At 58.6% G+C, this 26,809-nt stretch carries 15 protein-coding genes; 3 read left to right on the top strand and 12 right to left on the bottom strand.

Features of this window, described 5'->3' with window-relative positions; translation table 11 throughout:
• Nucleotides 1–714, top strand: a 714-nt coding sequence (locus J8I35_RS28930) for a DUF4189 domain-containing protein (protein WP_209928258.1), incomplete at its 5' end; no start/stop codon positions are given.
• A gap of 324 nt (nucleotides 715–1,038) precedes the next feature.
• Nucleotides 1,039–1,341, top strand: a complete 303-nt coding sequence (locus J8I35_RS28935) for an H-NS histone family protein (RefSeq protein WP_205783001.1) — start codon at nucleotides 1,039–1,041, stop codon at nucleotides 1,339–1,341.
• Nucleotides 1,342–1,409: 68 nt separating this feature from the next.
• Here J8I35_RS28935 and J8I35_RS28940 read toward each other — a convergent pair whose 3' ends face one another.
• The 6 genes from J8I35_RS28940 to J8I35_RS28965 form a co-directional block, all read right to left on the bottom strand.
• A complete protein-coding gene (locus tag J8I35_RS28940; RefSeq protein ID WP_209928260.1) occupies nucleotides 1,410–2,420 on the bottom strand; it encodes a PoNe immunity protein domain-containing protein in 1,011 nt (336 codons plus the stop codon).
• 15 nt (nucleotides 2,421–2,435) lie between these two features.
• On the bottom strand, nucleotides 2,436–4,037 hold the full coding sequence (locus tag J8I35_RS28945; RefSeq protein WP_209928262.1) for a hypothetical protein: 1,602 nt from the start codon (nucleotides 4,035–4,037) through the stop codon (nucleotides 2,436–2,438).
• A complete protein-coding gene (locus J8I35_RS28950) occupies nucleotides 4,034–6,856 on the bottom strand; it encodes a type VI secretion system tip protein VgrG (protein ID WP_209928264.1) in 2,823 nt (940 codons plus the stop codon). Before J8I35_RS28950 ends, J8I35_RS28945 begins: the two co-directional genes overlap by 4 nt.
• Before the next feature lie 301 nt (nucleotides 6,857–7,157).
• Nucleotides 7,158–9,158: a DUF3732 domain-containing protein gene (locus J8I35_RS28955; RefSeq protein WP_209928266.1), complete on the bottom strand. Its 2,001-nt coding sequence runs from the start codon at nucleotides 9,156–9,158 to the stop codon at nucleotides 7,158–7,160.
• 1 nt (nucleotide 9,159) lies between these two features.
• A complete protein-coding gene (locus tag J8I35_RS28960; RefSeq protein WP_209928270.1) occupies nucleotides 9,160–9,648 on the bottom strand; it encodes a three component ABC system middle component in 489 nt (162 codons plus the stop codon).
• Nucleotides 9,648–10,973 (bottom strand): ABC-three component system protein, encoded by a 1,326-nt coding sequence (locus tag J8I35_RS28965; protein WP_209928272.1) that lies wholly within the window; start codon nucleotides 10,971–10,973, stop codon nucleotides 9,648–9,650. Before J8I35_RS28965 ends, J8I35_RS28960 begins: the two co-directional genes overlap by 1 nt.
• Nucleotides 10,974–12,065: 1,092 nt before the next feature.
• Between J8I35_RS28965 and J8I35_RS28970 the strand changes: the two genes are divergently transcribed.
• Nucleotides 12,066–12,446, top strand: coding sequence for a very short patch repair endonuclease (locus J8I35_RS28970; protein ID WP_245170475.1), 381 nt, complete (start codon nucleotides 12,066–12,068; stop codon nucleotides 12,444–12,446).
• On the opposite strand, the gene J8I35_RS28975 is transcribed toward J8I35_RS28970, so the two are convergent.
• From J8I35_RS28975 to J8I35_RS29000, 6 genes are all read right to left on the bottom strand, one after another.
• The gene (locus J8I35_RS28975) at nucleotides 12,428–13,054 is read right to left on the bottom strand and encodes an MAE_28990/MAE_18760 family HEPN-like nuclease (RefSeq protein ID WP_186100893.1); all 627 of its coding nucleotides are present in this window, start codon (nucleotides 13,052–13,054) and stop codon (nucleotides 12,428–12,430) included. The genes J8I35_RS28970 and J8I35_RS28975 overlap by 19 nt on opposite strands.
• A 3-nt stretch (nucleotides 13,055–13,057) precedes the next feature.
• Nucleotides 13,058–14,155 carry a DUF262 domain-containing protein gene (locus J8I35_RS28980; RefSeq protein ID WP_186100894.1) on the bottom strand — a complete coding sequence of 366 codons (1,098 nt, stop codon included), beginning with the start codon at nucleotides 14,153–14,155 and terminating at the stop codon, nucleotides 13,058–13,060.
• 53 nt (nucleotides 14,156–14,208) lie between these two features.
• Nucleotides 14,209–15,384, bottom strand: coding sequence for a DNA cytosine methyltransferase (locus J8I35_RS28985; RefSeq protein WP_186100895.1), 1,176 nt, complete (start codon nucleotides 15,382–15,384; stop codon nucleotides 14,209–14,211).
• 298 nt (nucleotides 15,385–15,682) lie between these two features.
• Nucleotides 15,683–21,529 carry a DEAD/DEAH box helicase gene (locus J8I35_RS28990; RefSeq protein WP_209928277.1) on the bottom strand — a complete coding sequence of 1,949 codons (5,847 nt, stop codon included), beginning with the start codon at nucleotides 21,527–21,529 and terminating at the stop codon, nucleotides 15,683–15,685.
• Between the two features lie 25 nt (nucleotides 21,530–21,554).
• Entirely contained in the window at nucleotides 21,555–23,639 is a 2,085-nt protein-coding gene (locus tag J8I35_RS28995; RefSeq protein ID WP_209928279.1) for a hypothetical protein, read from the bottom strand.
• Nucleotides 23,640–23,661: 22 nt separating this feature from the next.
• Nucleotides 23,662–26,502 (bottom strand): hypothetical protein, encoded by a 2,841-nt coding sequence (locus J8I35_RS29000; RefSeq protein ID WP_209928281.1) that lies wholly within the window; start codon nucleotides 26,500–26,502, stop codon nucleotides 23,662–23,664.
• Nucleotides 26,503–26,809: the final 307 nt, after the last annotated feature.

Genomic DNA, 26,809 nt, shown 5'->3' on the forward strand with positions numbered 1-26,809 from the left:
TTGATCTCGTGCTCGCGAATCAGCGCCTCTCAGAGGTCAAGTTCTGATCGTCAAGACGGCCTCAGATTGACGCTTACATTTAAACGGCACTGCCGGTTGGACCTTGCGTCATGGGATAGCGGCGAGCGATGGTACGCCGTGACTATGGGTAAGGGCGGCGCTTATGTGGAGTATGGCAGTGAGTCACCTGAACAAGCTAAAGCAGGTGCGCTTGAAGGCTGCCGGAAACGCACCAGTCAACCAGAGACATGCGAAGTCAAGACATCGAACGACGCGTCAGTCTGGATTGCGGTAGCTGAGAGCAAAACTACTTCATCGTGGGTGATAGACGATACGAAGGACGGCGCCCTGGGGCGAGCACAGAGCGCGTGCGAGCAGTTAAAAAAAGGTGAGAGCTGCGATAAGAAAGCCGCCGTGTTCAATACAGGCCCTGTCGCGGTGCCAGCATCGTTTGAGCAGGTGCAACGACGAATTTCGCAGCAACGAGACACCAGCACGCCGCACGATGCGCCTGCCAATGCCGGTACTGTCACTCGGTACTCAGACTCTTGTCGTAACGCGGATTGTATTCGCCGGTACGAAAATGGCAGGTCGGTGAGATATACGGCCTGCCTGAATCCCGCTACGGCCTTGCCGATGAACGACCCGATGCGTATCGGCGGATGTGGCGGAGCGGATTCCCGCGGCAATTTGTTCGGGACGGGAACCATGTGAGGGACTGAGGCGGCGCCGACCGAAGTGAATTGTCACGCAAACTGCATTTGCAGCGCGCAATACCGCTTACGTCGGCGCTATGCGCTGGTGCCGGCATAGTTGAGAACAAACCTGACGAAGACGGAGTCGACGTGCGATACGAGGAATCGATACGCGACGCGCGCAATGAAGAGCTGATGCAATCGACACGCGTCCATGCCGCGTTTGATGCCATCTACGCCTGCTGGTGTGAGAGAGATTCGAGCCGGCAGTTATACTGCCGGCTAGCGATTACTGCATTGTCCTGATGCATGAATCGCGCTTAAACGACGGGAGAGCTAAAGAATGGCAGAAAACTATAAGGCACTGAAGGCCCAACTCGATGCGCTTCAGGAGCGCACCGAGGCAGCGCGCGTTGCTGAGCTCGAAGCAGTCGTTGCACAGGTTCGCGAGCTTGTCGCTGAATACGGTATCACTGAAGACCAGATTTTTGGTCGCAAGCGCGCCAAGAAGACTACGGGTTCGGCAACGACTTCTGAGCCGAAGTACCAGAATCCGAAGACTGGCGAGACGTGGTCAGGCCGTGGTCGTGCTCCGCTCTGGATTCGCGACGCAAAGAACCGCGACCGTTTCCTCATCGCAAAGTAAGGCATCAAGTTCGGCGAGACCGCGCGCATCGGAATTTGAGCGCGCGGCTTGGCGAACTCATTCGCACGTCATGCTTTGCGTTCAAACTCCCAGAGCGCTGGTTGGGAGCGATATGCACCTGACCTGTCCGGAGCGAACACTTCGGGCATGCGCTCGCCTTGTTGCACCATCACGCCTGGCACGTTGTGTCCCTGCGCTTTCCAGATACCAGTCTCCGGGCATGGCTGGCCTGTGCGCACAGTCGCTGCAGAGCTACCTTGAAACGCCGGCGCGGTTTCCTTTGATGCGTCGAAGCTGCGGGCGAAGTCAGCGAGGTCCTTCGGATACAGCAGATGGTCCCGGAATGCGGAATCATCTACCTTCAACAGGTAGGCCGCAGCGGCAGCCTCTATCGCCCAGTAGCCGACATATGCACCTTTGCCGTTCCTCTGGGCTTCAAGGTGGCCGTCGTGCCACGGCGCGCTCGCCATACCCGGATACCAAGCCTCCAGATATTCGATGATGTCGCTGACACACTCATCTTTCGTCTCGCGATACAGGGAAAAAACGAGCGGACGATAAGGAACGTCGTGGAACCAACTGTCTACGTCGACGCGGCCCGCGAACTCATACGACAAGAGGTCCTCGTACAGCGTGTCTTGTCCGCGATAGGCTGGGTCAAACATCTCCACAATTCGGGGTAGCAGGTCACGTCGATGCATGAGGTAGCAGCAACCAATTAGCTGCATGACATTCTCGTAATCTCCGATGACGCTAAATGCCAACGGGGGTTGCTCTGCGTCCTCCTCATAAAGACGCTTGGCTTTGGTGTATTGCGCAAAGGCATCCACGACTGAGTCGAGTTCGCCACGCAGTAACCCGATATCCACGCCGCCGGTGTACATCAGCAAGAAGCGACGATAGCGGTAAGATGAGAGGTACAGGGCAGTAGTCGCTTTACGCTCACTTTCGGTTTCGCCAGTGGGGGCAGTATTTTCGGACCAGTAGGTAGCGTCGTCACTCAACGACGCCATCAACCACTTGAAGTAGTCTTCGCCCAGAAAACGCTGTCGCCGCTTAGAATCAAAATCGTCGCTCATGTCCACTCTCTCAAGTTACGTCCGCGATTTTAGCCTGCTGGCTTTGAGCTTGACAGCTTCCGCCACTTCCCCTTCTTTGTAATGGTGGGTAAAGGGAAGGTCGTGGTCCGTATGTCCGTGTTCGTCCCCCACAGCCAATGCTTCAACGTGCTGCGCTGCTGAAGGAAGGTAGAACGGAACGTACAGAATGTGTCGGGAATACCCAGACCGCAAGATTGCCGAAACCATTGGTTCGGGTACGGCCTGCGGAAGATTCCGCTGAATCCAGGCGGTGCTCATTTGGACTCTATCGACAGATTTGTCGCCCTTGGCGGTGTCTTTTCCGCCAGCCTCAGTGGTTGCGCCAGAGGTGGTGTCCGGTGATGTAGATGGGGACTTCTGCTGGCCATGTTCCGGACCCTCTCCGGCACCACCTCCAGCAGCTGGTTTGCCCCCACCGGACGGCTTTCCTCCCCCACCTCCGGGCTTACCTCCACCTCCTGGCTTGCCGCCCCCTTTAGAGGGTATCGTTGGACCGGCATCTTCAGGCGGCTCGAGCAAGTCGTTTGCCGGTGGCCGGACGGCTTCCTTCACGGTTCCAAGTTTGCCAGCAATACCATGCTTGGCATTAGGGTCCTTCAGCTTTCGTGTCGTCGTCGATGCCTTGATTTCGACGATAGCGAAGTCCTTCGTCTGATTGCTGAACGGTGCAGCACGCCAAACGCCATCTATACCGTGGCCGCGTGCCTTGAGGTCGAAGAGTTTGTTCAGCTTGCCTTTGTCATTGAGCTTGCCCATGACCCGAAGGCCCGGCTGCTCACTCCATTTGCCACTTAACCCCTTGTCGTGGTCCTTCCAGCCGTTGCCCCACTTGAGCTTCTCGTAGCAGTAGTAGTCGCCGATATGCTCACCCAGAATGCCGGTGATACCCGTTGTGATATCGGTTACCGCGAGCTTGGCATTCACCACGCCTCGCGAGGGTGTCGGGACCGGGCGGTCATGGCCCGCCTTGGCCTCTTCTCCCTTGGCGCCCGGCTTTTCGGTGGTCCGATGCTCTTCGAGGGTGCTGACTGCGGCTGAGTTTGGCTGCTTCTTGCGCCAGTGGAGCAGCTTGCGCTGGACGAACTGCGCGAGCCAGTACGGCAGGTTCGTTTCGACGAAGGTCAGCGCCTGCATAAACGTGACCTGCATTGCGGACGGCATCTCGCGATACAGCCAGGACTTCTGGATGTGTTCGCGCGCCTCGGTCAGATATTTCTTGACCCCGGTGGCATCGAACAGCTTATCAATCAACGCATCCGGGCTGGTTTGAATGTGCGCTTGCTGGAGCACCAAACGCAGAATGTCGAACAACAGCGGGCCGTAGATTTCAGACTTGTGATTGACGAGGCGGAACGTACGCTTCACGCCGGCGCCGACGACAGGGACCCAGCCCACGACGGCGAACACCAAGTCGATGCCGGCCTCGATTTTCGTCATCTCGTCTGCACTTTCGCGTGCGTTCCACACCGTCCAGACGCTTTCCGTAGTGTCGTAAACGTTCTGCGCGACATAGAACAACGGCACGGCGTTGGTTGCCATCGACCAGCCAATCTCTTTGACCGCGTCTTCAATCGCTTGTTGGTCGCTTTCGTTCATTTCACGTCCGGCCGGCCAGAAAATTTGTTGAACAGGCTGTAGAGATTGTCGTTCGTGATGCCCTCGTGCCCAGCTGCATGTAGTTCTTTGAGAACATCAGGTTGCGTGAGGTCCGTAGGAGCGGGAACAGGCTGTGGCGTGAATGGGCGCGCGTCCTCCCCGAAGAAGACTTTTGCAGTTCCGTCTGGCACGTCACGCAGTACCGCGTGACCGTTACCGTCGAGATTGCCGGCCAAGGTCGTTCCGTTCTCGAACACGACTTTGTAGGGAGCTTGAGGCACAGCCTTGAGGTTGTCGTCCGTGAGATTCAGTTCGAGCTTGTTGTGCAGGTCGCCCTTGGGCAGGGCCGGCAAATCGTAGGGTGCGCTCGTGGGGCCAGCGAACGCATGCTGCGCTCCTTTGATGTCTATCTTGCCCGGAGCGTGAATCTCGATATTGCCGCCCTGAATGCGGATATACGCGCCACCTGAGGTCAGCAGGATGCCCTGGCTCGCGGCCACTTCGACCTTCTCGGTCGCCGATAGCACCTTTACCGTTTTTTGCGCGGTCACTTCGATGTTGTCCGACTGCGCCTGGATTTCCACCTTGCCCTTCGCAGCGAAGAGCTTCATCCCGGCGTTCTGGGCGAACAGGCTGATGCGTTCGGCGACACTCGCGAGCAGCGATTTTCCGGCCGCGATGTGGGTGCTCTGGCCGCTGACCACGTTCACGTGTTCGTCTGCACCCAAGTGCACCGACCGCTGCGTCGACAGTGCAATGCCCACCGGGCTTGCAGCCAGAAGAATAGGTTTTTTGAACGCGTTGGCTGCGCCCGTGCCGCCTCCCGCCGTGCGGCCGCCGCTCCCCTGGTCTTGCCCCTGAACGTTGTCGGTCGTGGCGTCCGTGAAAGCCTTGAGCGCGTCTTGGCCCGCTTTCAGGCTTTCGGCCTGGTGCTGGCTGCCGACGTCGGAAAGCGACTCGACCAAGTTGTGAGCGCTGGTGAGTTGCTGCTGGGCTTGTCGGACCTCCAACTGCTGGTGCGCCGCACCCGAACCAGGATGGGTCGTGAGGAAAAGCCCCCGATTGGCGCGAATCGCGCCGTACGCATCGGTGCGAAGGTCGAAGCCGCTGCCGAGATAGCTGCCGCGGACATTGCCGTCCTGGGCAATCAGGTATCCCAGGTGAAGCATGGAACTGCCTTGCGACGAGAACAGTTGCAGCCGGTTCTGCCCGGTTGCATCGTCCATCACGAGATGGTTGTAACCGTTGCCGCCGTATTCCTTCGAGCTGAAGCCTGACAGGATGCCGTTCGAATGCCAGCGCGGCTGCGTTGCGCCGTTGTAGACGCGGCCTGTTGCAATGGGGCGGTCACAATCACCACCAAGCCATTCGATGGTCACCTCTTCGCCAACGCGTGGCACGTGCACGCTGCCGTAGCCGCCGCCAGTATCGGAATAGGAAACGCGCACCCAGCATGTCGCTCCGACGCCCTCACGCCGGTCCCAGTGCATGCGCACCAGGATGCGGTTCAGAGCATCGGTGTAGACCTCTTCGTTGCCAGGGCCGACGACCGTCGCCGTCTGAAGGTGCATGACGGGCTTTCGGTGTTCGAACGGGCTGCGAAACGGCACCTTCTGGCGCTGGGCTTCGACATCAACGAGGAAGAAGCCCTCACTGCCTGAAGCATCTTTAACCGTGAACGCAGGTGCCGACTCCTCGTGAGCATCACGAACCTCGGCAAGACGGGCATCGAGGCTATGCGGATAAGGGCGGGTTTCCCCAATCGGGAGATTGTTGCGGATGTACCAAGTGGCCTCGACGACCGCAAATTTGCGGTCCTCGGCGCCATCTCCGTCGTGCTCGGGATGGTCTAGCAAACTGAACCAGCCACCGACGTCGATACTCGGCACGCTAGCGACACCGTGGAATCGCTTCGCGCGCGACTCCCATTCCTCGAGCTTGAGCTTGGTTAACCGGTCGCCGCGGTCGTCATCGAGGTACGTGTATGGCCCCGTGTACTCGTAGACTTCGGCCTGCTGCGGAAGCTCGCCCTGGTTCGCGACGGTCGGAAACGATTTCTCCTTGCGCGCTTCGGGGTTCTTATAGTCGAACGTACTCGTCGAGTACGACGTGCTCTGTAAGGTCCGCGTGCCTGACCAGTGCACGAACGCGTCGGGCTGGCGCGTGACGCCGGCCCGATAGAACCGGACCTGTTCCGGCGCAAGCGGCTTGAGTGAATACAGGTCGTCTGTGACGACGAGGGTATGAGATTTACCGTCGTCGGCATGCTCGAAGTAATAGAACCAGCCTTCCGACTCCATCAGCCGGTGCACGAAGTTCCAATCATCTTCGTACTGCACGCAGAACGAGCGTGCCGGTGACGGTTTGCCCACCTCGATTCGGTACGCCCCAACTGCCTGGGGATGCCCTTGGAACACTGTCTCGAGAATGGCTTCGACGGTCTGGTCCTGGAATATGCGCGCGTCCTTGCGGAACTTCAGGAAGTGAAGCCACGACGAGAAAATCAGTTGCAGGCTGACCAGCCGCCCGTCGGCACCCAGCCGGCGGGCCGTATGAACATACCCGTGTCGGGGACGATACGTTTTGTCAGACTGCTGAATCCAAAGTGTGACGGGCTGCGCGATGAGGGACTTCAGCTCGATTGAATCCTGCAGCGAAACAACGTCGACGGTAATCTCGAAATTGCCACCCAGGCGAGCAGTGCCCACCACAATATGTGGCAGAAGCACATTCGGTCCGGCGGGGGTATCCAATTTAACAATCCGGTCGGACTGGAGTAACCCCGAATTTGTCAATGCGATAAGGTCCTGCGCTCCCATTTGATTTTCCTTGTGCGGGCCTCTCTCACGGCCGAGCAAAATCATATAGGGAAGACCCTATGCAGGCAATATGACAGACACAATCATGCGTACGGAGAGGTTTGGAGGGGCACTCGTGGCTTCTCACGCATTCTCAACGGAAATGAGAAAACTTGGCCTGAATCTGACCCCAAATGTACTGCACTTTGTGCGCAAAGTGCAGTACTGCCAAGCCCCTGTCGCACGAGGCCTGGCGTGGATTCCATGCTGACGCATACAGCCTGTAGTTCTATACAGCTCTCATCCGTTCCCGCCACCTCAATCAGCGGCCGAACCATTCGCGGGGAATGAGCCCGTCGCCTTCATTTTTCCACGCGGCTACCTCATTCATGTGGTCTGCACTCCCCCAAATGGATTTGTCTGCATGCTCGACGACGATAATCTGATACTTGAACTTCGTACGTACGAGACCACGTGCTAAGGCAAGAAAGATTTTGCGGGTGTCTTCAATGTCGGCGTCCCTGGAACCACTCAAGCTCTTGGCCTGGTCGTCATGCTCATCAAGAAGATTCTCCCCTGAGTGAGCGCTTGGAAAGAACACTTGGCTTGGCTGGTCAATCGTGAGGAAACTGAAAACCGGGCCATTTAAACGTTCTGGCTTAGTGAAGAATTCGTGCAATGCCAGGAATGTCGAAACGTGATATGCCATCCAGTTGGCACCGCTGCCGATTTCCCACAGATAGTCCTTATGGGTTCCGGTGTCTCGCGAAAAAGTCAGAGTCAGTTCCTTTTGGTCCAGTTCGACAGTTGCCTTCGACCGAAGTCCAAACCATTTCGCATAGCCTTTGATGTATTCACCGAGTTCTACAGCGACCGCTCTCTCTCTTGCTTCCCGGTCTGAATTTCGGAAATAGTCATCTAGTTGAGCAAGCTTCTCCTCCGTATCGCGGATGCGGTTTCCTAAGTCATCCTCGCCATCCAGCGTCGCCAGAGCACCGAGAAGAGCCTGTAATTTTCCGAGGAGCACATACACTCGGCCCAAGGATTCCGCTGGCACCGAGGCCTTGGGCTCAAGGCTCAGCCGGTGCATTCGTGCCGCGTGGAGGACGTCTTCCGCTTCGGAGAGATTCTTTTCGAGGGCTGCCAGTTGCCTGTCGACAATCGGTCCCTCAAGAAGCGCTGCCGACAGTCGTGTCACGCTGTCGAGCTTTTCTTCGAGGCCATTTAGCACGTCATGGTTGTGGTTGCTCGCTGAGCCACAGACCACACACGACGCGTCTCGAACCAAGCTGCGCTGCAGCCAACCAAGGTTCACGACGCGAACCTTCTCATCCTCCATTGCGCCGGTCAGCTTCTTCGCTCGGTTTGACAATCTCTGATAGTCGCGCAACTCTTGCACCAAATCATCGACTTTCCTTTGTGCCTTTTCCTCTTGTTCGGTTGCGTCTAGGAATAGTTCGTTTGCCAAGCCGTGATGTGGGGTTCGCAGTCGCTGCGCGAGGTTCCCTGCGACGTACGCGTCGTTCAGCGCCTTTAGAGACGTCACGCACGCTTCAAGCGACATCTCGGCACGCTCGTCTGACAATCCCAGTTGAACTGATTCATTCCAGAGCGCCCTAACATCGGATTGCCACGATGCGAACGCTGTCTCACGAGTCCGTTGCTCTTTATAAAGAGCAACGAGATTTTTCAAACGTCGCGTGCGCTCTCGCGCCTTCTGCAAATACTCCGCATTGACAATGCCCAGCGCGTACGGCAAGACCCGCTTAAACTTGTCCTTGTGTTCGTATGTATCGGTTTTGTAGAACAGAACGTTCGGATTGGCGACGATGTGCTGCGGGAGGAAGTTGAACGCGGCCAAATCTCGATAGGATGGTCGATTCTCCGAATTCTCAGCGTCTTCGTCGTCTACCAATGACATGTTTGTGACGCGCGCTATACGGTTGAATTCATCCTTGTATTGAGGGTGGGTGTGTGTGGCCTCAATACGGGCTGGTATGGGGGCGTCGCAACCATCCAACGTCAAAAAGAAGAATTCCCCGCTCCCAAAGCTACTTAGCGGCGTACGACGGCCAATCAAAATCCATGTATCACGAATCCGTACCTTTAGACCGAACCATTCTGTTTTCTGGCGAATTTCGCCAACTGGTATGGTGCACCGTTTAGCACCGAGGCAGTAGTCAATGATGGCGATGATGGACGACTTCCCGGTGCGACTGCGTCCATGGATGACGTTAACCTTATCTTCCTCAAATTCGAGTGTTCGAATCTTGAGGCGTTGATTTTTCGGCCAAAGAATAAGCTGTGAAATGAAGAATTGCATATCAATATAGACCGAGTGTTACGAAGAGTTCTGCCGTGGTGAAGTCTTTGAACCAGTTCGCAAGGCGCAGGGCGGAACCGGACATTTCCCTATCGATGCTCGTCGGACTACTTCCCTGGGGCCAACGCGGCGGGGCAAAAGCGAATTCCCTCTCCTCAGCATCGAAACGCTCGACTAGAAGCCCCGTCGCACACGCGATATTGAGTCCCTGCGCCGATACCGCCGCGTGGGCGCTGACCCTATCGGACAGTCGCTCGGTAATGCGAGGCTCATCCGCAAGGACTGCATGCATCGGTGTGCCGAAGTTTCGATTACAGATACCTCTTCGGCTTGGGCCATGCCAAATGAGAGGCAGCACGAGCAGCAGCTTTTCGAACGACGGATGGCGCTTGTTACCCGTGCGAGTCTGATATTCCTTGGTGAAACTCGCCAGAAGGAAGCATGCAAGTGCGCTGTTATGGATGAGCGAGCGGTCGGTGTAGCCTGACATCAGGAGCCTCCTTCGTCATCGGCGTCCTTCTGGGAACCGTATTCTGGATGCCAGTAGACGAAAAAACGGCCATCAGGCTCATTCGCCATCTGATGGTAGTGCCCGTGGGTGAAGTACGAGTTACCAGTTTCGTGCCTTCCGAGCGCGGCCTTGAAATTCTCGTCCAGCGTTTTGGTGAGAGTTCGCACACCAACTTCCTCAGGCGTAGCGCCCGCCCGCGTCATCGACTCCATCACTGCGTTGTCGCGACAGTCTTGCCATCGCTGGTGAAGACTATCTTCGCGCGCTTCCCAGTCGACCTGGTTGAATCCCTCTTTCTCAAGCCGTACGCGCTCGACATAAAAAGCCCAGTATTTTTCCAAGTGACGGTCAATGATTCTCGGTGGGATATCGAGGCGAGAGAGTTGCTTCAGGAAAAAGAATTCACGGCCGCCCTTTGCGACGAGATTCTTGAAATCAACGTGCATCATCGGGCGGTCGAGGTACTTATAGAGAAATCTGCGGTCTCGTTCGTTGTGAAGATGGTCCCTAAAAACCTGGGGGGAAAGCCAGACTGTCTCTCCGGTGGTCCATGCCTGACGGCAAGTGTCGACTGCGATGCCGAGTAGGTATTGGTAGACTTCCTCGCCATGCTCCACGAGCGCCGACGGCAACTGGAAAAGCTCAATGGTGGCTTCACGCGGTTGTGCGACTGAGCTGGTGCCCCCGTTGTCCAATAATTCCACCCCACGCACGAGGTAGCTCAAATCGACGTCGTCGTATTTCAGAACTGCTTCCGCCTCTGCCTTCGCCGTAGAACTCTTCTTCGTTGAAGTCTTCGGTTTGGACGCGGGGTTTGCCGTCGCTTTCGGCTTCTCTTTCGCCACCATGACCTGAGCCTGCGCGCGCAGCGCAAATGCAGCAGCCTTTACTTGCTCGTCCGACCTCGCGTCGGAAAGTACGCGAACCAACGCCTTCTCGGGAACTTTGGCGTTTGTGACCAAGCAGAATTGGACGTCCGCATACTTTTCCCGCAATGCTTTGACATGACTCAACCAAACGCGAAGCGTGTGCCACAGCTTATAGCTGCTGTCCTGAAAAGGTTGGCCTGCAGATTGGACCGTGTTTGCATCCTGCTCAAGCCGAGCAGCCACGGAGCCATCGGCATTCCGCGTCAACTCTGCCACATCGTCGAGTGTCTCAATGCCGACTTGGGTCCGCTTCGCATTGCCTGAGAACAATGAGTACAACGCGCGCTCAAACTGGAACGTAAACGCTACGATAGTCGGTGCCGCATTTGTATCGATTGGCTTTTCTACTTCTGGTTTTTGGTCTCGCTTATTCATACGCTATCCCCGATGGGACCCTGTAGTCTCCCTGAAATAAGCGAGTCGCGAAATACTGTACAAATCAACAGTTCATTAGCCTTCCAGTTCAGGCATCCGGAGCCGTTCAAATATTCCTCGGGTCAGCATCGCATCCTGTTCGGCGGATAGAATGAAGTTTTTCTCTTTGAGAACAGGTTTTCAAGTCTGGATTGTGGTGAGTGTCTTGAGCTATGGGGCGAAGCTCCCCCCTAGCCCAGCAGGACGCTGGGCAAGGGGGGAGCTTCGCCCTTGAGCCTGCGCGCTGGACTGCGGAGCCGGTCTCTCGTACGGGGCATCGGGGTCGCGTGCATCGCCCCGACTCGGCTGGACCAACACAAGGTATGCACACCTTGCCGCTCACCCTCCAGCCGCTGCTCCCGGGTTGCGCCCGGAGCTCCCGCTTGGCGCCATTCCGCTGGCCGCGGGGTATCTAGCCCTCTCCTCCAGCCAAGGGTATACGGTGGCGACTTTAAACGCTGCAAGAAATCAAGTTTTGGTTGTTTCGGGCGACGTTGCTTGCGGACCGCCTTCCGGGACTGTTCGGTCGCCGCGGTACCTTGTCACACGTGGGACTGAGATGCGACGAGACCATTACGGACGCGGAGCAGGGCGGTTCAAGTGCATGGTGATTTCGCGCGACGCACGAGATGCCCCATACTGAGCGGGATAAAGAGCTTCTCTATTGTCCATGGGCCGATTGCGCACGGTATAGGGCAGCATGCCGGGGGAGTGTAGCGACCGTTCTAAATCAAGTGCGTCGCTAAAACACCGGCAAGGCGTGTGTGGCTATGGGGTTTAGGTGGTCCTAATGAGCGGCCGCTTCGGTTGCCACTGAAGTCGTCGCAGACTCGGGATACGACGTCTGCGCTGGCACGCGTCGAAAAGACGCGGTGGGATGGCCAAATCGCACGCGGTGCCAGGCGTCGTGTCACATCGCCCGCCCGTGGAGCGCGAGCATGGGAGGCCCTAAAAGTTGCTCACTCGCTGGTAAGCTGTCCAGACCGCGAACTGGAAGGTTGCAAAGGTTTTATCATGGTCGACATCCTCACGCCTGAGCAGCGGAGCGTCCGCATGGGACGAGTGCGGCAGGCTGGAACCGATATCGAGCTGCGATTACGACGTGCACTCTGGGCTACAGGTCTTAGGTATCGCATCAAGGCGGCGAACTCACTGCCTGGTCGGCCAGATGTTGTATTCGTCGCCGCCAGGGTCGCCATTTTCGTAGACGGGTGCTTCTGGCATGGATGCCCACTTCATGGCACGAGACCGGTCTCAAACGCGATATTTTGGGCCGAGAAAATCAGGCGGAACCAGCAGCGAGACCAACAGGTCGATGACAAACTGTCTGCTGCCGGGTGGCGTGTTATACGCGTGTGGGAGCATGAAGTGAAAAAAGACCTAGCGGGGTGCGTGAGCCGGATACGCGTAGCGATTCAAACCGCGGACAGATAGTGACGCTGATTGAGAAATCCTTCGACGTCGTTGAGTACGGAGGCTAGCAAGGTGCTTACGCGTTCATAGTCGCGAATGAGTTCGCCCGCAGTCAGGTCCTTGCCGTAGTCGCCAAAAGATTCCGCGCCGTGCGCGAGCCGGTTTCTGGCCACCATAATGGCGTTAAGACGTTCCTCCTTGTAAGAATTGGTTGTTTTAATCCCGAATTCGGTCAGCTTTTCGCGTATTTTTTTCGAATTCACGTTTCCGTTGAACACCTTGGCCTTGTCGAACGTGCAGCCAATGATGTCGGTGGTGATGGCGACCAGCTTGTCCGTTAGCTTGTCCGCAGCCACGTTTTTGACGTTTGCAAGTACGGCAACCTTGAGGCAGGTACTCAGTGAGTCGAATGCCACTTTTCTCGTCTGCAACTCGTCAAATATGGCCTCTACCGCGTTGGTCATGGTCGACTCAATCAGGTTGTAAAGCAACAGCATCGCGGCGGCCTTCATCGTGGGCGGCAGTCCTTTGGGGATGCCGTGGTCCTTCGATTCGGCGTCTTCAAGCCAGTCGAGATAGTCTTTGATTTCAGCACATCGTTTGTCGAAGTCGGCGCGAACGGAGTGCATTTTTTATACGCGCAGAAGTTGGTCTCGAACAAATTCGATGCGGGCTTTCACCTTGGGCCGCGAATTGCTCGCGTCAGATACTGTATGTTTCGAAAATTCCTCTGACGCCAACCAATCGGCAATATCCTGCTTCGAGGCATTGAGCTCAGGGTTTTTCAGCAGCGCGAGCGTTACGCCGACAGAAATTGCCTCGAAACGGACTCGTGGTACGGACGAGTTTGTAGGAGATTTCCGGAAGCCGAAGGGAAAATTGTCGCGAACGAACTCAAGCATTGTTACAAAGCGGGCGAGCAACTTCTCCTTATCGAACCTGTCCTGGTGTTCCTTCAGGTAGCTGTCAAGGAAGCTTCGCACGCTATGGTTGAATTGTTCGTAGCGGTCGGCATACGCAAAATAACGAAGTACCATTTCTTCCGCTTCTTCCCTCCGCTGCTTCCGATACGAAATCGGACACACTTCGTTAAACAGCGGAAGGGCGGCGCATTCCGCGATGAAGTCGTAGAAAGGCCCTGTAAAGATGCCTTTGCGTTTCTCCATCGCCCGGAGTTCGTCACTGCCTGTATTGATGCGTTCAAATATGTCGCGCCTGACCGATTCCGTGGCTTTCTCGGATAATTCAATCACACGGATAGGGCGCCGCTTGAACTTTCTCTGCCGTGAGAGTTCGATGTCCGAAAAGCTGAATCCGTTCAGTTTGGACAGCTTCTCCAGGCCATCGAGAATCAGCTCGTCGTTTAGGAAGGCCGCGAGCGTGCGAATGCGTTGCGAACCGTCGACGATTTCGACACGACCTTCGTCCGAATCGATGTCTTTCGCGAGGGAAGCCGTGAACACGTAAGGTATCGGGAGCCCCAGCATCACCGACTCGATGAACTTGCTTTGACGGTCGGGGCTCCATACGAAGTCGCGCTGGTAGGCCGGAACGAAGAGTTCGTTGGCGTCCTCGGGCTCTCCTTCGAGATACTTCTGCACGATGAGTTCGACCGTGTATTCCTTGGTTTCGTAGTCGACGTCAGTTTGCAGCTCACGAACCTGTGCTTCAGCTGCTGTTTTGTCTTCTTCGGTGATAAACCGGAGCTGGTTTCGTCCTGTCGTTGCCATGGTAATTTATCTGAAATGTTCCGTATCGCGCACTGCGCCCCTCGACGTCAATGTCAGGCCGACAGCAGTTCCAGCTGTCTTTCAATCCGGGGCGGAATTTCGCCGCCTAGCAGCTCGACATGGCGCTCCACCGCCGCTATGAAGGCATTGTCAAACTTGAGCTTGGCGCGACGGGTTCGGGTCAGGAAGCCGAGTGTTGCCTTGAGCGAAAGCGGGTCACCCTCATCGAGCAAGAAATCCGAAAGGGAAGGTGGCCGGTGGCCTAAGGGGTCGACGCCTATGGATACCTGATATCTGCGCTTGCCGTCAAAGCGCGCGGCCCGCGGAATCCGGCCTGACGCCGGAAACTCGCCGTCCAGCTGCCTGTCATAGGCCCCTGGATTGGCCAGCCGTTGCCCCAGCCATTGGGCAACCGGAACGCTGACGGCACTTCCCACGAGACTCCAGCGAAACGACGGTCGAACGGTCTCCTCGGCGGGTTCAGTCCAGCCCGGTGCAAATCCCTGCAATCTTTCCGCGTCGCGGATACTCGGCTTGACGATTTGTCCATCTGGCAGCAATACCGCCGGTGGCGACGGAATGCCAATCGTCGAGCCATTCTTGAGCGTCGGGACGCTGTCGACCGCCCACCCGAGACCCGTTAGTCCCTCGGTCCAGTAAAAGCCATGCGCAATGCGACCCACGTCGGTCTTCGGACGGGGCAGTACATTCTCGTCGGCGAGAACAACCCCTGCCGGGTCGATTTCGCGCGAAGCCACCATAAAGACCCGTTCCCGCCGCTGCGGCAGGCCGAACGCAAAGGTATCGACGACGCGATATGCCCAGCGATAGCCGCGGCGCTCGAATTCGTCAGCGATAGCCCGCATGGCTGCACCGCCGCTCAGCTGCAGCATGAACGGCACATTTTCGATAACAACGGTAGGGATTCGCCGTCGCGACAAGAGGCGGAATACTTCCGCAATGAGCCCGGACTTCTGGCCGTCAAGCCCTGCACCGCGGCCCGCTTGGCTCAAGTCCTGGCATGGAAAGCCAGCGCAGATTGCGTCAATGTCGGACGGAAGGGACCTCAGCGTCGTTATATCGGCATGGTAAGGCACGTCGGCGAAGCGGCGTTTCAACACTGCTTCGGCTGCGACATTGACATCACAGAGCAGTTCGGTAGTATGTCCGGCCCTCGCCAGGCCAAGCTCGAATCCGCCGATTCCGGCAAAGAGTCCCGCAAATCTCATTTTTTCATCTGTCGCTATTTCTGGTCACGCGAGAAGCCTCACATCAAGACCGAGTCGTACGTTTCTGGCGCTTCCATTCAGGAACCGGGTTACCGGGCGCCACCCGGAAGGATACTCGAGTTTGCCAATGGCCTCGAGGACTTTTGGCAGGTATTGCGGTCTTCGCATGCAGACGGTCGGCACGCCGTGACTCCGGCGCGTCAACGGCGGGGGCAGGCGAAGGGAGGACGCCCTGCACCGGACGCGCTCCCGCTCGGTAGGTCCTAACGCGGGAGCACCTGGGTGCTCGCAGGGTGGTTTACATGAGTCCATGCTTCTGCGCATGCTCCCGTGCAGCGAACAGGACGCGTTGCGGGCGCCTTGCCGCCTGGAACGTGTCAATCAGCAACGTCGTCCCGGAAAAACCGTCTACGCATTTTTCCAGCACGGCCTTTCTCGACCAGAACGGATGAACGACTACGTATCGACGCGGAGTATTGCGCTCCTCTATCGACGGTAGTCGCAGTGGGCCAACGCGTTTCAGGTCGTATAGGTCAGGGCTGAGTCCGGCAATCTCTTCCGCCGAGCGCCAGGCCAAATCCGGCCAGTCGGAGAGTTCGGGGGAGGTGGCCCAGTTGCCGTCCAGACCCGTCATCGACGATGCGTCGAGAAATACCCGGAGCATCGACAGTCCGAGACGCCAATCCAGCAAACCGTGATAGGCTCGGTTGCCATACCGCTGCATACACTCGTAGCACGCCTGCGAACACGTACCGCGATGCATCTCGTGAAAGTACGGTGCAACGAGGCTGTCCGATAGCGGGGCATCGACCATGGACTTCGCGAGCCTGACGACGAGCGGAGGATTCCCTTTGGCCAGGCGGTTTGAAAATCCGGCGCCATTCACGAGGAAGTCTGCAATCTGCAGCAATGGCTTGCCGTTGCGCAAGCGCGGCTCTAGAGCCTCGAACTCGTCGGGTGCGATATCCAGTTCGAGGGATGCCCGCTGCATCAACAGATGAGTCGCGCTAATCAGTGCCGCACGGACCGAGGTGTCTCCGAAGTCACGGCCGACCCGGCCGATATCCAGCCCCTCCGGAACCCGGACCGGAGTGAGATACACGGCGTCCGTCTTCTTGCGGGCCATCAGCCGGACCCCTTCGTCGGTCAAGTCCGTGTTGCGTCGCACAGCGCCACGCAAGTCCAGTTCGGCGAATTTTTCTTCGCTAAGGAGTTGACCGTCCAACGACCATTTCCGATTTCCCGGTGCTGGCACCCGGTGGTCCTTGGTCGGCACCATGGCGAACGGCTGGGCCGCGCCGGAATCATCGAGCTTGCCTTCGTTGAGTCGAAGAACGCGTGCGTCCGCTGTCGTGCCAACCGACATGTTCGAATCGGGCACGCTGTCGAGAGAAACATTGGAGGCCTCAGTTGTCGTTACGCGCCGGAACACGGGCGCCAGTTCTCCTTCTTCGACAGACTTGGGCCGGAAATCAGTGGTGAAAGCAACCGGACTGGTATATCTCGCGAATCTCTCGCTGGGAATATTACTTTCGCAATCCACGCATCGGACCTCTTCCACCGGGAGGTCGGCCAGACTCGACACGGCCCCGCAGGACTCGCAAAACGCGATGTATCGGATTTCTGCTTTCCATGACCCGAATGACGTCGCGCGATTCGGTTGCACGTCCGGTTCGCGCAGTGCTGGCGAGAAGCCAATTGACTCGTGCTTCCTCTTGTCGCGCACGAGCGAACGCCCCGGCGCAAACTCGTAGACCGCGATATCAAGGTCCCGGTCAACAGTTGCAAATTCAGGAGTCTTTTCCTCGTTGTTCTCGATGCCCACGTACAGGTCGCGTACCCTTGTTGGCATGCCGTACATGGGCAGCAAACCCTGCTCAGCAAGAAACTGTGCCAATGGCAATGGACTGCCCGCCCCTTCTCCGGCAAGGGACCAGACTTGGTGCGTCAGGTGTTGTGGTGTCATTGCATCTTTCATGGTCCTGGCTTGGGTCGTGTCCTTGTCGGACAGTGCATCGATGACCCGGTCCCGCGTCGCGAGCGTGGCGGCCAGCGCGCCCTCGAGCCGACTCCGCCAGTTGCCAGTGGCGGCATAGAAGTTGGGCGCGGGCGGAAACTCGCCATGCGTATCCGTCAGGTCATCTCCTGGATAAGCGGGGCCGTCTTCATCCCGCAGGCGTGCAAACGCGGCAGCCAGCCAGGCCTTTCGCACAATCCGTTCGACAATCACGACATGTCCCGTGGTCAGGAACGGCGGAGGCGGCACGTCACCGGTTATTCGCTTGGGATTGCGGAAATAGTGGAGGTCGTGACTTCGGCTCCGGCATAAGGTGACTACCATTGAAAATGCCTGACCACGCCGGCCCGCGCGACCGACGCGCTGTTGATAGTTGAATCGCTGCGGCGGCATGTTTGCCTGATACACGGCCTGCAACGCACCAATATCGATACCAACCTCCATCGTCGTCGTGACCGACAGCAGGTCGATTTCGTTGATGCGCTTGAAGAGCTCAAATTCAGGCGACTGCTTTTCTCCGACGAAAATTCCCTTGAAGGCTCTGAGCCGGGCAGCCGGCGAGCCGGTCTGTCCCGTGAGCTCCTCGCAATGGAGCCGGAACGCTGATTCATTGCCCTGCTCGGAACGCGTGGTGCGCCGTGCCAGGAAGTTCGAATCCCACAGTTGTTCGACATTGCCTTCCCGCTCAGTAGGCAATGGGTCAAGGCAGCGCGTGCATATGCCGGTTCCTCGATGCAGGTGAACACGGCCACAGTTGCTGCAACGATAGTAGGGGTCTCCCCGTTGGCTCAGCCTGACGTAGAGTTTGCTGAGCTCCACGATACCGTGTGCGTGTTCGAGGGCTCTGAATTTCTCCAGCACGTCGTCCAGTTCAACGACGGGCGCCGCGGGTACGCTGGCGCGCGCGAACTTGAAAATCCGGTGCCGTGGGCCAAATTCCTGCGCATGGTCGACATGGGCCGCATCCTCGGACCAACGGTTTCCCGCAACACGATACGCATCTGCGAATACCCGCAGATAGGCATCGAGTCGGTTCGAATCAGTGGTCTGGCTGGCGGTCATCGACGGATAGCCAATACCCGTCTCCTCGAGCGCGAAGTAGGTCTTCGCGAACAGCACTTCGTAGGTCAGCGGACGCTGGTCCTCGCGAATCTCGGCGCGAGCCTCCCCGGCCTCCCCGCTGCCGCTGTGTGCAGGCCATTCTGGCTTCCCGCTTGCTCCAGCAGGGACGACCCAGTGATTCCACGGCTCGTTGCGGATGTAGCCGATACCCGCGGCGTCCGTCGGATGAATGCCAAGCTCGACATGTCGCCGCAGGTAAGAGCGCAGTTCGTTCGAAGTCAGCAGCACCGGCTCTATTACTTCGGCAAGTGCAACTCGTGACGGGTCGGTCGCAAGTTGCAACTTTGCCAGCTCATCGGAGAGCCGCTTCAGTTCGAGGAAGTCGCCCCTCTTGAGTGCCTCGTCAGCTTGTTTCTTCTTCTCCTCGCGCGCTTCGCCATTTGGTCGCTCAGCAACGACCGACTTCAGCGCTTCGATGAGCATCTGCCTGCGGGTATCCTGATGGTGTCGGCGCTCGATGTCCAGAGCAGCACGGGCCGCATCCTGACGGCTGTCGGAAAAGACCACGGACTTGGGAGTTCGACCGCTCACCCTCAAGGCCGAAAACAGCTCGGTCGCGAGCAACTGCGAGGTTTTCGCGAAACCGGTACGAAAACTTCGCAACGGCGACATGGCCCCCATCCCTGGTCTGCGCCTGCTGTAGTCGGTCCCGCAAGCGGGGCAGCAGCGCGGTGAAGCTGACCCGGGCTTCCTGGCCAGGTCGTCCGCTTGATTCATGTGGAAGAGCCGTCCCGCGAGACGCGAGTTGTCGGATGCGGCAACGGGCGTGACCATCGCGTTGCGCGTATCAAGTGACGCATCCGGCCAGTGTTCGTGCGTAGTTTCACCGTCCTTCGGCTCGTCGCGCCGCGGCCAGAAAATGGCGTACTCGTTATAGCTGAGATTTTCGTAGTTGGTAATCGCGGCAGCTTCGGGTAGCTGTTCCAAGTTCGGCGCCGTCGTCAGCAGCTCGGTCGCCCCCAAATTGTCGTCGGCGTTTCGACGTCCACCGACAAACAGTTCGCCGCACGCTTCGCAGTACACGAGCTCAAACAGTCGCCTGGTCGAACCGTCATCGCACAGAGCGTGTGTGTGACCGCGCTCAACCGAGAGCCCGTCGAAGTGCAGTTTTCCGCCGCTATCCCGATAGGGTGCGGCGAACATGCCCTCGATACTCCGGAAGAACGAGTGAAGGCGGACACTCGGCAGTCCGTCCGGAACCGCGATGCCGTAGAGTTCGGGCGTTGATACCGTGTCGGCAAGCCCGCGCAGGATGCACAACCCTCGAACCGCTCTCTCGGCGTCGACGCCATCGCTTCCGAAAAGTCGCTGGGCGATTTCACTGACCGCGGTGGCGCGCAGCACTGCGGACGTTCCATCGTCGGTCGTGCAGGCATGAACTATTGCGGATGACGCGGCGGCAATCACTTTGGGCAGAGCCGCGGCGACATCCGTCGGAGTTGCGTCTATTCCCAACGCCCTCGCGACCCGCGCGAGGGCGACGTCGAGTGCGGAAGTGCGCGCGGTTACTTGTGGAGCAAAATCAGCCCCGTTGACGTCCAGGACAGCGGCGAGCTCCACGAACGGCTCGGTAGCGAGCGGCAGGGTGCCGTTGAACCGCTGTGTGAGTTGCCGTCCACGCACGATTGCATGGCGCCAGTCTGCGGGTGTGTCGAAACCAGCGTCGCCGGGTTCGCGGGCCGAGCCAAAGCTGCCGAAAAAATCAAACAGATACTGGAGACTGACCTCCGAGTCGGGACCCTCATCGGGCAACGAGGCGCTCGACGCCAGAATCCTGACCTTGTGCCGATGCTCCGGTCTGTCGAGACCCAGCTTGGCGAAGAGGCTTCTCAGGAGGCCGACGACCTCCATTCCGGCCGAGCCACGAACCAGGTGGAGTTCGTCCATGACCAGAAAGAAATAGGCATCGTCGTTTTCTTCGAGCCATTTGCGAGTCGATGTGAAGATTGGCTCGTCGACCTCGCGCACGAGCATCGTCGCGAGCATCGATGTATTGGTAATCAGGATATCCGGCGGGGTTGCCTGCATGTCCCAGCGGGTGACCATTTCCGCGCCATCGAGCGAGGGAAACAAGAACCTTGTGGGTTCGGGGGCATCTCGACCATCCGCGTGTGCATCGGCAAGTTCGCGCGCATCATGTTCGCGCGCAAGTGTCTGCGTGGCTGCCAGGTCGCTCATCCGGCTGCGCATCGTCTCTATGCGGCGCGCCCGTTTACGCTTTTCCTGTGCAGTGTTGGCCCGTCGAGGATGATTGAGGTGGCCGGTGACCGGTGCGGCGCCAGTGTATCGGCCAAAGAAAATGCGATTTCCGCTGAATCGTTCATCCATCACGGATGTGGCTTCGTCGGAGTCGAGGGCGCGGCGTAGCCGCGTCATCTGGTCTTCGACTAGCGCGTTCATCGGATAGATGAGCAACGCGCGAACCGCTTTGGGTCGGCCGGGACTTTCCTTGGACCGTTGTGCGACGAATTCCTGTCCGGCTTCCTTGTACCATTCGTTCGAGAGCTTTTCGCCATGTGGCGCAGGCCACCGCACGGCCTCCTGCGCGATGGTCGCGAAGATGGGCAGCATGAACGATTCGGTCTTTCCCGAGCCGGTTCCGGACGTCACGATTCCAGGCATACCGCGACCCACACCGCGTTCGAGCATCTGCCATTGATGCAGGTAGGGGCGCACATTGCTGGTTCGCCGCACGTCGTCCCTGTCGGACGCTTCTCCGGGAAACAGTCCGGACAGTGCCAGTTCCACAAACGCGCGCCGGGCCACACTCGAAAAAGAGCGCAGCGGATTCCCCGAGTCGAGCAGGACGAGGTCCTGGAGGAAATGCGTCACCTGTTCATAGCGTGGCACCGGTTCGAGGAAGGGCTCCGTCGTCAGAGTGCCGTGTCGGGTTAGTAGTTGTCGCCGTGCTGCCGAGACGGACTGGTCGCGAATCCGGAAAGCGGTTTCCAGATACGACAGGAAGAATTCCCGGATTCTATGGGTAGCGCCTATCGGGTCGAGCATGTCGTTTACCGTGATTGTTGCGTCTTCAATTCGTCATCGACGTATAACCGTCTCTCAGTGTCGACGGGAGGCTTGTTGCATCCCTGGAGTCGAGAAACTGTCCCCATTTTTGAACGGCTGTCATCAGGTGCTCGGCGTCGTCGCCGATGAACTGATTTCTGAATCTTGCTAGGCGGGCGAGCACGCCCGGAGGCAAATCAAACGTGACGACCCGTGTCAGCCAGTCGCCAGCGGCGGAACCAGTCGGGACGGTATCCGGGGCAACCGACAGACGGCTAGGCGGCGGGACGGGCGCGACGGCGCTCGCCAGTGCTGCGACGGCACCTGCGTCATGCACGCCGGGAAAAACTGGAACCAGGTATCCGGACGGACTATCGTCAGGAGACCCCATGCCAGCCTGCGTGTCACTTCGGCCCGTGGTCGTCGCGAATACCAAAAGGTTGGTCGGACGGGAGGCGCTCTGGAGGACGGTCTGAAACGACGCGAGCCATAGCCGGTAGGGCGCGGCATCAATGTCGCGCATGCAGAGAATATGAAAGCAATCGGGTGCGCCCAAGGCTGCCTGCCAGGCATGCGCGAACGCGGTCGGTGTTTGCGTCCCGGGGGCCCGCCAGAGGTCGTCAAGACCGATGATGCTGGGGTCCAGAGCCATCGTTCGAGAAACACCGGCGGAGATGCAACGCGCATACGCCCGGAGGGTGAGCTCGGCCTGCGGCCCGCATAGCAGGACCAACTCACCCGCTCGCGCGAAAATGTCCGTCAGTCGTAGCGCGTTTTCATCGATTCCATGGCGCTTCGCTTCCTCGCTGATGACGGCGGTCAAGGAACCATATCCAATTTCGTCGCAGGCGCCACTCGGCATTCCGGTTCCCCAAGGCGGCATGGCCGGTGGAATCAGCGACGGCCCACGGTAATCGTGCTGAGTCAGCATGCCCTCGAGTCGTTCGGCAATGAACGACAGCGCGGGATGGCCTTGAACGGGGCTTTGGGCGAGGCTGGTGCGCAATTCTGAGGCAACCGCCGACAAGCCATCCGACATCGCCTTCTGTTGCTCACGCCTCTCGTTACACAGTCTTTCCAGTTCTGCGAGGTCGCTCGAAGCCCGGGCGCGACGCTGCTCCAGATTCAGGACCTCTGCCGAGAGTTCGTCACGCTGACGTCGTGCTTCGGTAAGTGATGTCTCGGTTTCCTCTCTCACCTGACGCTCAAGGCTGGGCCGTGCCTCTTCGAGAGCATGGCGGGTTGCCAATTCCGTCGCGGCCGCCACTTTGTCCTTGGTACTCTTGAGGTCGAGTATCAACGACGCGAGTTCTTCGGACGCCTCCAATCGTGCTTCGAGTATCGGCCAGTCTGTCTGGAGCCGTTCCATGTCAAGCACGATGCCGTTGTCCTCTCCCGGCATGAGGTCCGCCTGCCGGAGCGCGCGAGAAATGTACTTGACGGCATCCCGTGACGGTCGCGCGTAAGGGGTATCTCCAACACCCTGCATGAACTTGCGGAAGCGGTCGATAACGCGCTCGATAAAGTCCTGGTCACTACACCAGTTGACCGTCCTGATGACGGCAGCATGCGGTATGGTTTGAGCTGGAATGACCCGCAATCCGTTGAAGTCCAGTGACGATTTCCAGCCGTTGGGCATTTCCTTCAGTTGCACGGGCCGCGAGAGGCTGCTGCTGCGCCAGAAACCATCGGCCGAGCGCGTGAGCGTGACATCACAGAAGAGGTCATCGGACAGCAGGGCGACCGCAGTCACCGAGCTGAATTCAAGCGGGAGGTGGACGCCCTCATTAAAGAGCCTTCGTCGTGCCATCTCCAGTGAAATCGACGACAGGTCGACAATTGGCGTCGCCCGCACGATGTTCTCGGCCAGCAGGAGGTCAGGACCATGTAGGTCACGTAACTCGTTCGGACGCCGCGTGAATGTCCACAGGCTGTCAGTCGGGGCGTTAAGCAAGCCGCGCCTCGAGAATATTTTGCCTTCCTTGGGAAAGCTCTCCACAGCGTTTTCGATTCTTGTCCATTCCCCTGCGACTCGCACTGCGAGGGGCTCCATCCGTGCCCAGTTCGCTTCGTTTCTGAAGACCTTTCCCAAAAACAGCTCGTCGTCCATCACAACCCCATAATCCTCATTTCTACCGTCGCCCGATAGGGGGCGGCGTCAATTCCTGAATCCGAAACACGTTCCTGTTTCGGGACCATCCGACTGCTTCCGCCGACGGGCTACTCAACTTTGTGTCAAGCGCCGACCTGTCGTCGACAAAGGCCTGGCCGAACACTGAGCGTATCCAGCCAACGCAGTCTGCAGTCATGTCGTAGACATACGTCCAGCGCCCGTCCACCAATGCCGGACCGGGGCTTCGACAGGACGAAAGCATGGCGAGATTCGCAAGTGGCTCGACGAGGTGACCGTCCTCGCTGTTGCGTACAAGGCGCGCACCGTCCCATCTGAACATCGCGATTCGCGCGCGTCGGTACGCCTCGACGATTGCTGACGTCCGGCAAGTGCTCACGTACCGGGCTGAACCGGGGCCCGTGACAACGAAGATGTCATCTCGGTCGCCCCGTTCTCGCCGGAAACGTTCAAGGCTCACCGGCCCGGGATTCGTAGCATCCCGGCTTCGAAAACCGCCGCTGTCCCAGTTCCATCTCCCCACGCGGCGATGGCGGGACTCGTCGACGTTCTCGGGTGGCCAGCAGTCCGGCGCAGCCATGGGTGTGCATATCGGTCGTTCGGTCACGACCCATCCGAGTTCTTCCACGACTTCGCCCAGGGCGGGTCCCCGCGCGAGCTGCATACATGCCGTGTACTCACTTGCTCCGGGGCGCTCCATCACCGTACAGCCTGCGGCCTGAGCGGTTTGCTGGAAGCGGCGCCGGATGTTCGCGGGTGCACTTCCAACGAGCAGCAACCCTTCTATACCTTCTGTATTCCTAATCTTGATAAGAGAAGGCGGTGTCAGCCACCATCGGCGTGCCCGCCATCTCAGGTTGGAGGTTGGCCTCAACCAGCCGCACTCCATCAATCCGCGCAGTATGTCCCAGATGGGGAGAGCGTTGTCTCCGAGGACGGCGCGCATGGTCGTCACAAGTTCCTGTTCCGACCAGCCGGCGCGGCCACCGGCGTACAGCGCCTCCAGACAGTCCTGGAACCGTGCTGAGCGCTCACTGTCGACTGGCGGGCAGTCATCGGTGAGGTCTGTAACGACAATAGGCCCGGGTGTCGAACGAACACGCGCTTCCTCGCGCCGCCGCCACGTCGACTCGTCAATATCCCCGAGTTTGGCGTGTTCAAGGGCGTCGCGGAAAAAGACAACCGAGGTTTCGATGGCGAGAGGTTCGGCCGACGGAATCACGTCCTCGTCCAGACGAAGCTTGTATGCGCCCTCGAGAGGGGTGTCCGTGACGATTGAATAGAGGTCTTCGGAATCAGGACGGAGCTGACACTTCACACCGTTTTCTTGCACTGGACGCAGCGTCACGGCGCCAGGACCTGCAATCCTGATTTGCGGAAGAAGTGATTCCCGGCCGAGAAGTCCTGAGCCGGTCCTGTGTTCGCCGACAAGCATCATGGCTTGGGATGGCGAACCGGCTGGTTCGATGCTCCGTCCCAAGTATTGATACACGGAGCGGCAGTCGCGGGCCGGGATGGGACCCGCCAGTCTCCACTCGTCTCCAATCGGCTCCGTACTGACGCCCCATTTAAGGGCAACGTCCCGGTTTTGCTTTGACAGGAGGAGAAGGCAACGGGTGGGTACGGATGGCTGGAGCAGACTCGAATGCCATACGCCGAAGCGGGACTCGACGAACGGGACGCCGCCGCGGCTGATGGCCGAAACAAGCGCTTCACTTGCGTTTTTCCCGACTCGCTGGCTGGTCCAAGATGCCGTTTGCGCCAAGACAAGGTCCGGGAAATCCTCTAGGACTTGGAGCGGGTCGACGTTCCCTTTCATGTCAGCCAAGACGACCCGCAGTTCCACGTCGTCGAGCGTTGCGCCGAATCTGAGCTCGAGGCGCGGTACAAAGAATCGCTCGGCTGTCGGTGAATGCCGTTCCCTCAGGAGACCGGCCAAGGCTACCCAGAAGCGATGCAGGCCAAGCAACGAGGCTTTGCTCAGATACAGCTGCCGGTATTCCGTGCTCGCCTGGCGCATTGCCGACGAAAAGCTGGCATCGTTTTCGACCAGGGGGGCCAGCTGAATTGCAGCCCCTACCGGGTCGACGATTGAGCGGTATTCCGACCTACGGTCTAGAAGTTGACGCAGTCGCTTGACGTCACGCCAACTCGGGAACGTTATCGCGTTGGTGAGGCCCAGGTGCTTGCCCGTGCCCGGTGGCGGAAGCATGACCTGTCGGATGGCCTCGCCGGCGGCATGCGCCTCGTCGCACCAGTCTTGCAACCGGAGCCACAGGTCGGGCAGCGACGAACGGTTGTTGAATGGATTCTGGGTTCCGAAGGCTCGGGCGAGGTTTTCGCCGAACTCCTGCGTGGAGTCGTTGTTGTCGGCCGTCGCAACAATCGCACATGTCATCACGAGGAACCGGAAGAAGCCCGGCAGTCCCGGCCTGGGTTTGAATGGCACGACACCGTTGGCCAGCGCGTCAATCATCGCGGCCGGACCACCGCAGGCTGCGGCAAGCAATCGTACCGGGTCTGCGTCCTGCGCGATGTTCAAAGCCATGCGCAGTTGCGATTCGGACGCGTCGATATAGCGCAGCGGGCCGGCACCAAACGCCCCGTCGGAATGCAGATAGTAAGCCGTGAGCGCGGCTTCGACGCGCAGCTGGTCCGCTGCCGAACACCGGTCTGCCACTGGAGCTAACACCGAATGGCCCTCTTTCCAGGAATTTCTTTGCTCTCGTTTGCAGTGCTGCTTTCCGCTTGTCGGAGCCGAAAGCGCCTTCTTCTGACTGTATAAATGTAACAGGATGTTACCCCAAACGCGCATCCAAAAATCACGAGTCACTTGATTCACCCGCGCATGTCATCGACTCGTGTCGTTGGGAAACGGAATGGTTGGGGCAGCCAGCGGAGTTGCTGCTGGCATTCCAAGAGGAGCGGTCTTGAACGGGGCGGCTCTGTAACCGGTGTTGCGCTCGTGGGCTTGGCGGGCGGGGGGCGCTGCTTCGGCTAACACGAGGAAACCGCGATAAGCAAACCGCTGCGCTCCGGTCCGAAGTTTGGGGTCCGCAATGGAGGGGCCGGCCAGCGCTCGGTCACGCATCGGCTCCACGCGCGAACTCTGCGAAGGCGTACCAATGGGACGCCAGATTGGGGAGCGT

It is taken from the genome of Burkholderia sp. CpTa8-5 (genome assembly GCF_017815045.1).
In the GTDB taxonomy this organism is placed as follows: Bacteria; Pseudomonadota; Gammaproteobacteria; order Burkholderiales; family Burkholderiaceae; genus Burkholderia; species Burkholderia sola.

Coding starts and splice junctions, on each gene's coding strand:
- J8I35_RS28935 (WP_205783001.1), top strand. CDS start 1,039: ATGGCAGAAAACTATAAGGCACTGAAGGCCCAACTCGATGCGCTTCAG.
- J8I35_RS28940 (WP_209928260.1), bottom strand. CDS start 2,420: ATGAGCGACGATTTTGATTCTAAGCGGCGACAGCGTTTTCTGGGCGAA.
- J8I35_RS28945 (WP_209928262.1), bottom strand. CDS start 4,037: ATGAACGAAAGCGACCAACAAGCGATTGAAGACGCGGTCAAAGAGATT.
- J8I35_RS28950 (WP_209928264.1), bottom strand. CDS start 6,856: ATGGGAGCGCAGGACCTTATCGCATTGACAAATTCGGGGTTACTCCAG.
- J8I35_RS28955 (WP_209928266.1), bottom strand. CDS start 9,158: ATGCAATTCTTCATTTCACAGCTTATTCTTTGGCCGAAAAATCAACGC.
- J8I35_RS28960 (WP_209928270.1), bottom strand. CDS start 9,648: ATGTCAGGCTACACCGACCGCTCGCTCATCCATAACAGCGCACTTGCA.
- J8I35_RS28965 (WP_209928272.1), bottom strand. CDS start 10,973: ATGAATAAGCGAGACCAAAAACCAGAAGTAGAAAAGCCAATCGATACA.
- J8I35_RS28970 (WP_245170475.1), top strand. CDS start 12,066: ATGGGACGAGTGCGGCAGGCTGGAACCGATATCGAGCTGCGATTACGA.
- J8I35_RS28975 (WP_186100893.1), bottom strand. CDS start 13,054: ATGCACTCCGTTCGCGCCGACTTCGACAAACGATGTGCTGAAATCAAA.
- J8I35_RS28980 (WP_186100894.1), bottom strand. CDS start 14,155: ATGGCAACGACAGGACGAAACCAGCTCCGGTTTATCACCGAAGAAGAC.
- J8I35_RS28985 (WP_186100895.1), bottom strand. CDS start 15,384: ATGAGATTTGCGGGACTCTTTGCCGGAATCGGCGGATTCGAGCTTGGC.
- J8I35_RS28990 (WP_209928277.1), bottom strand. CDS start 21,529: ATGCTCGACCCGATAGGCGCTACCCATAGAATCCGGGAATTCTTCCTG.
- J8I35_RS28995 (WP_209928279.1), bottom strand. CDS start 23,639: ATGGACGACGAGCTGTTTTTGGGAAAGGTCTTCAGAAACGAAGCGAAC.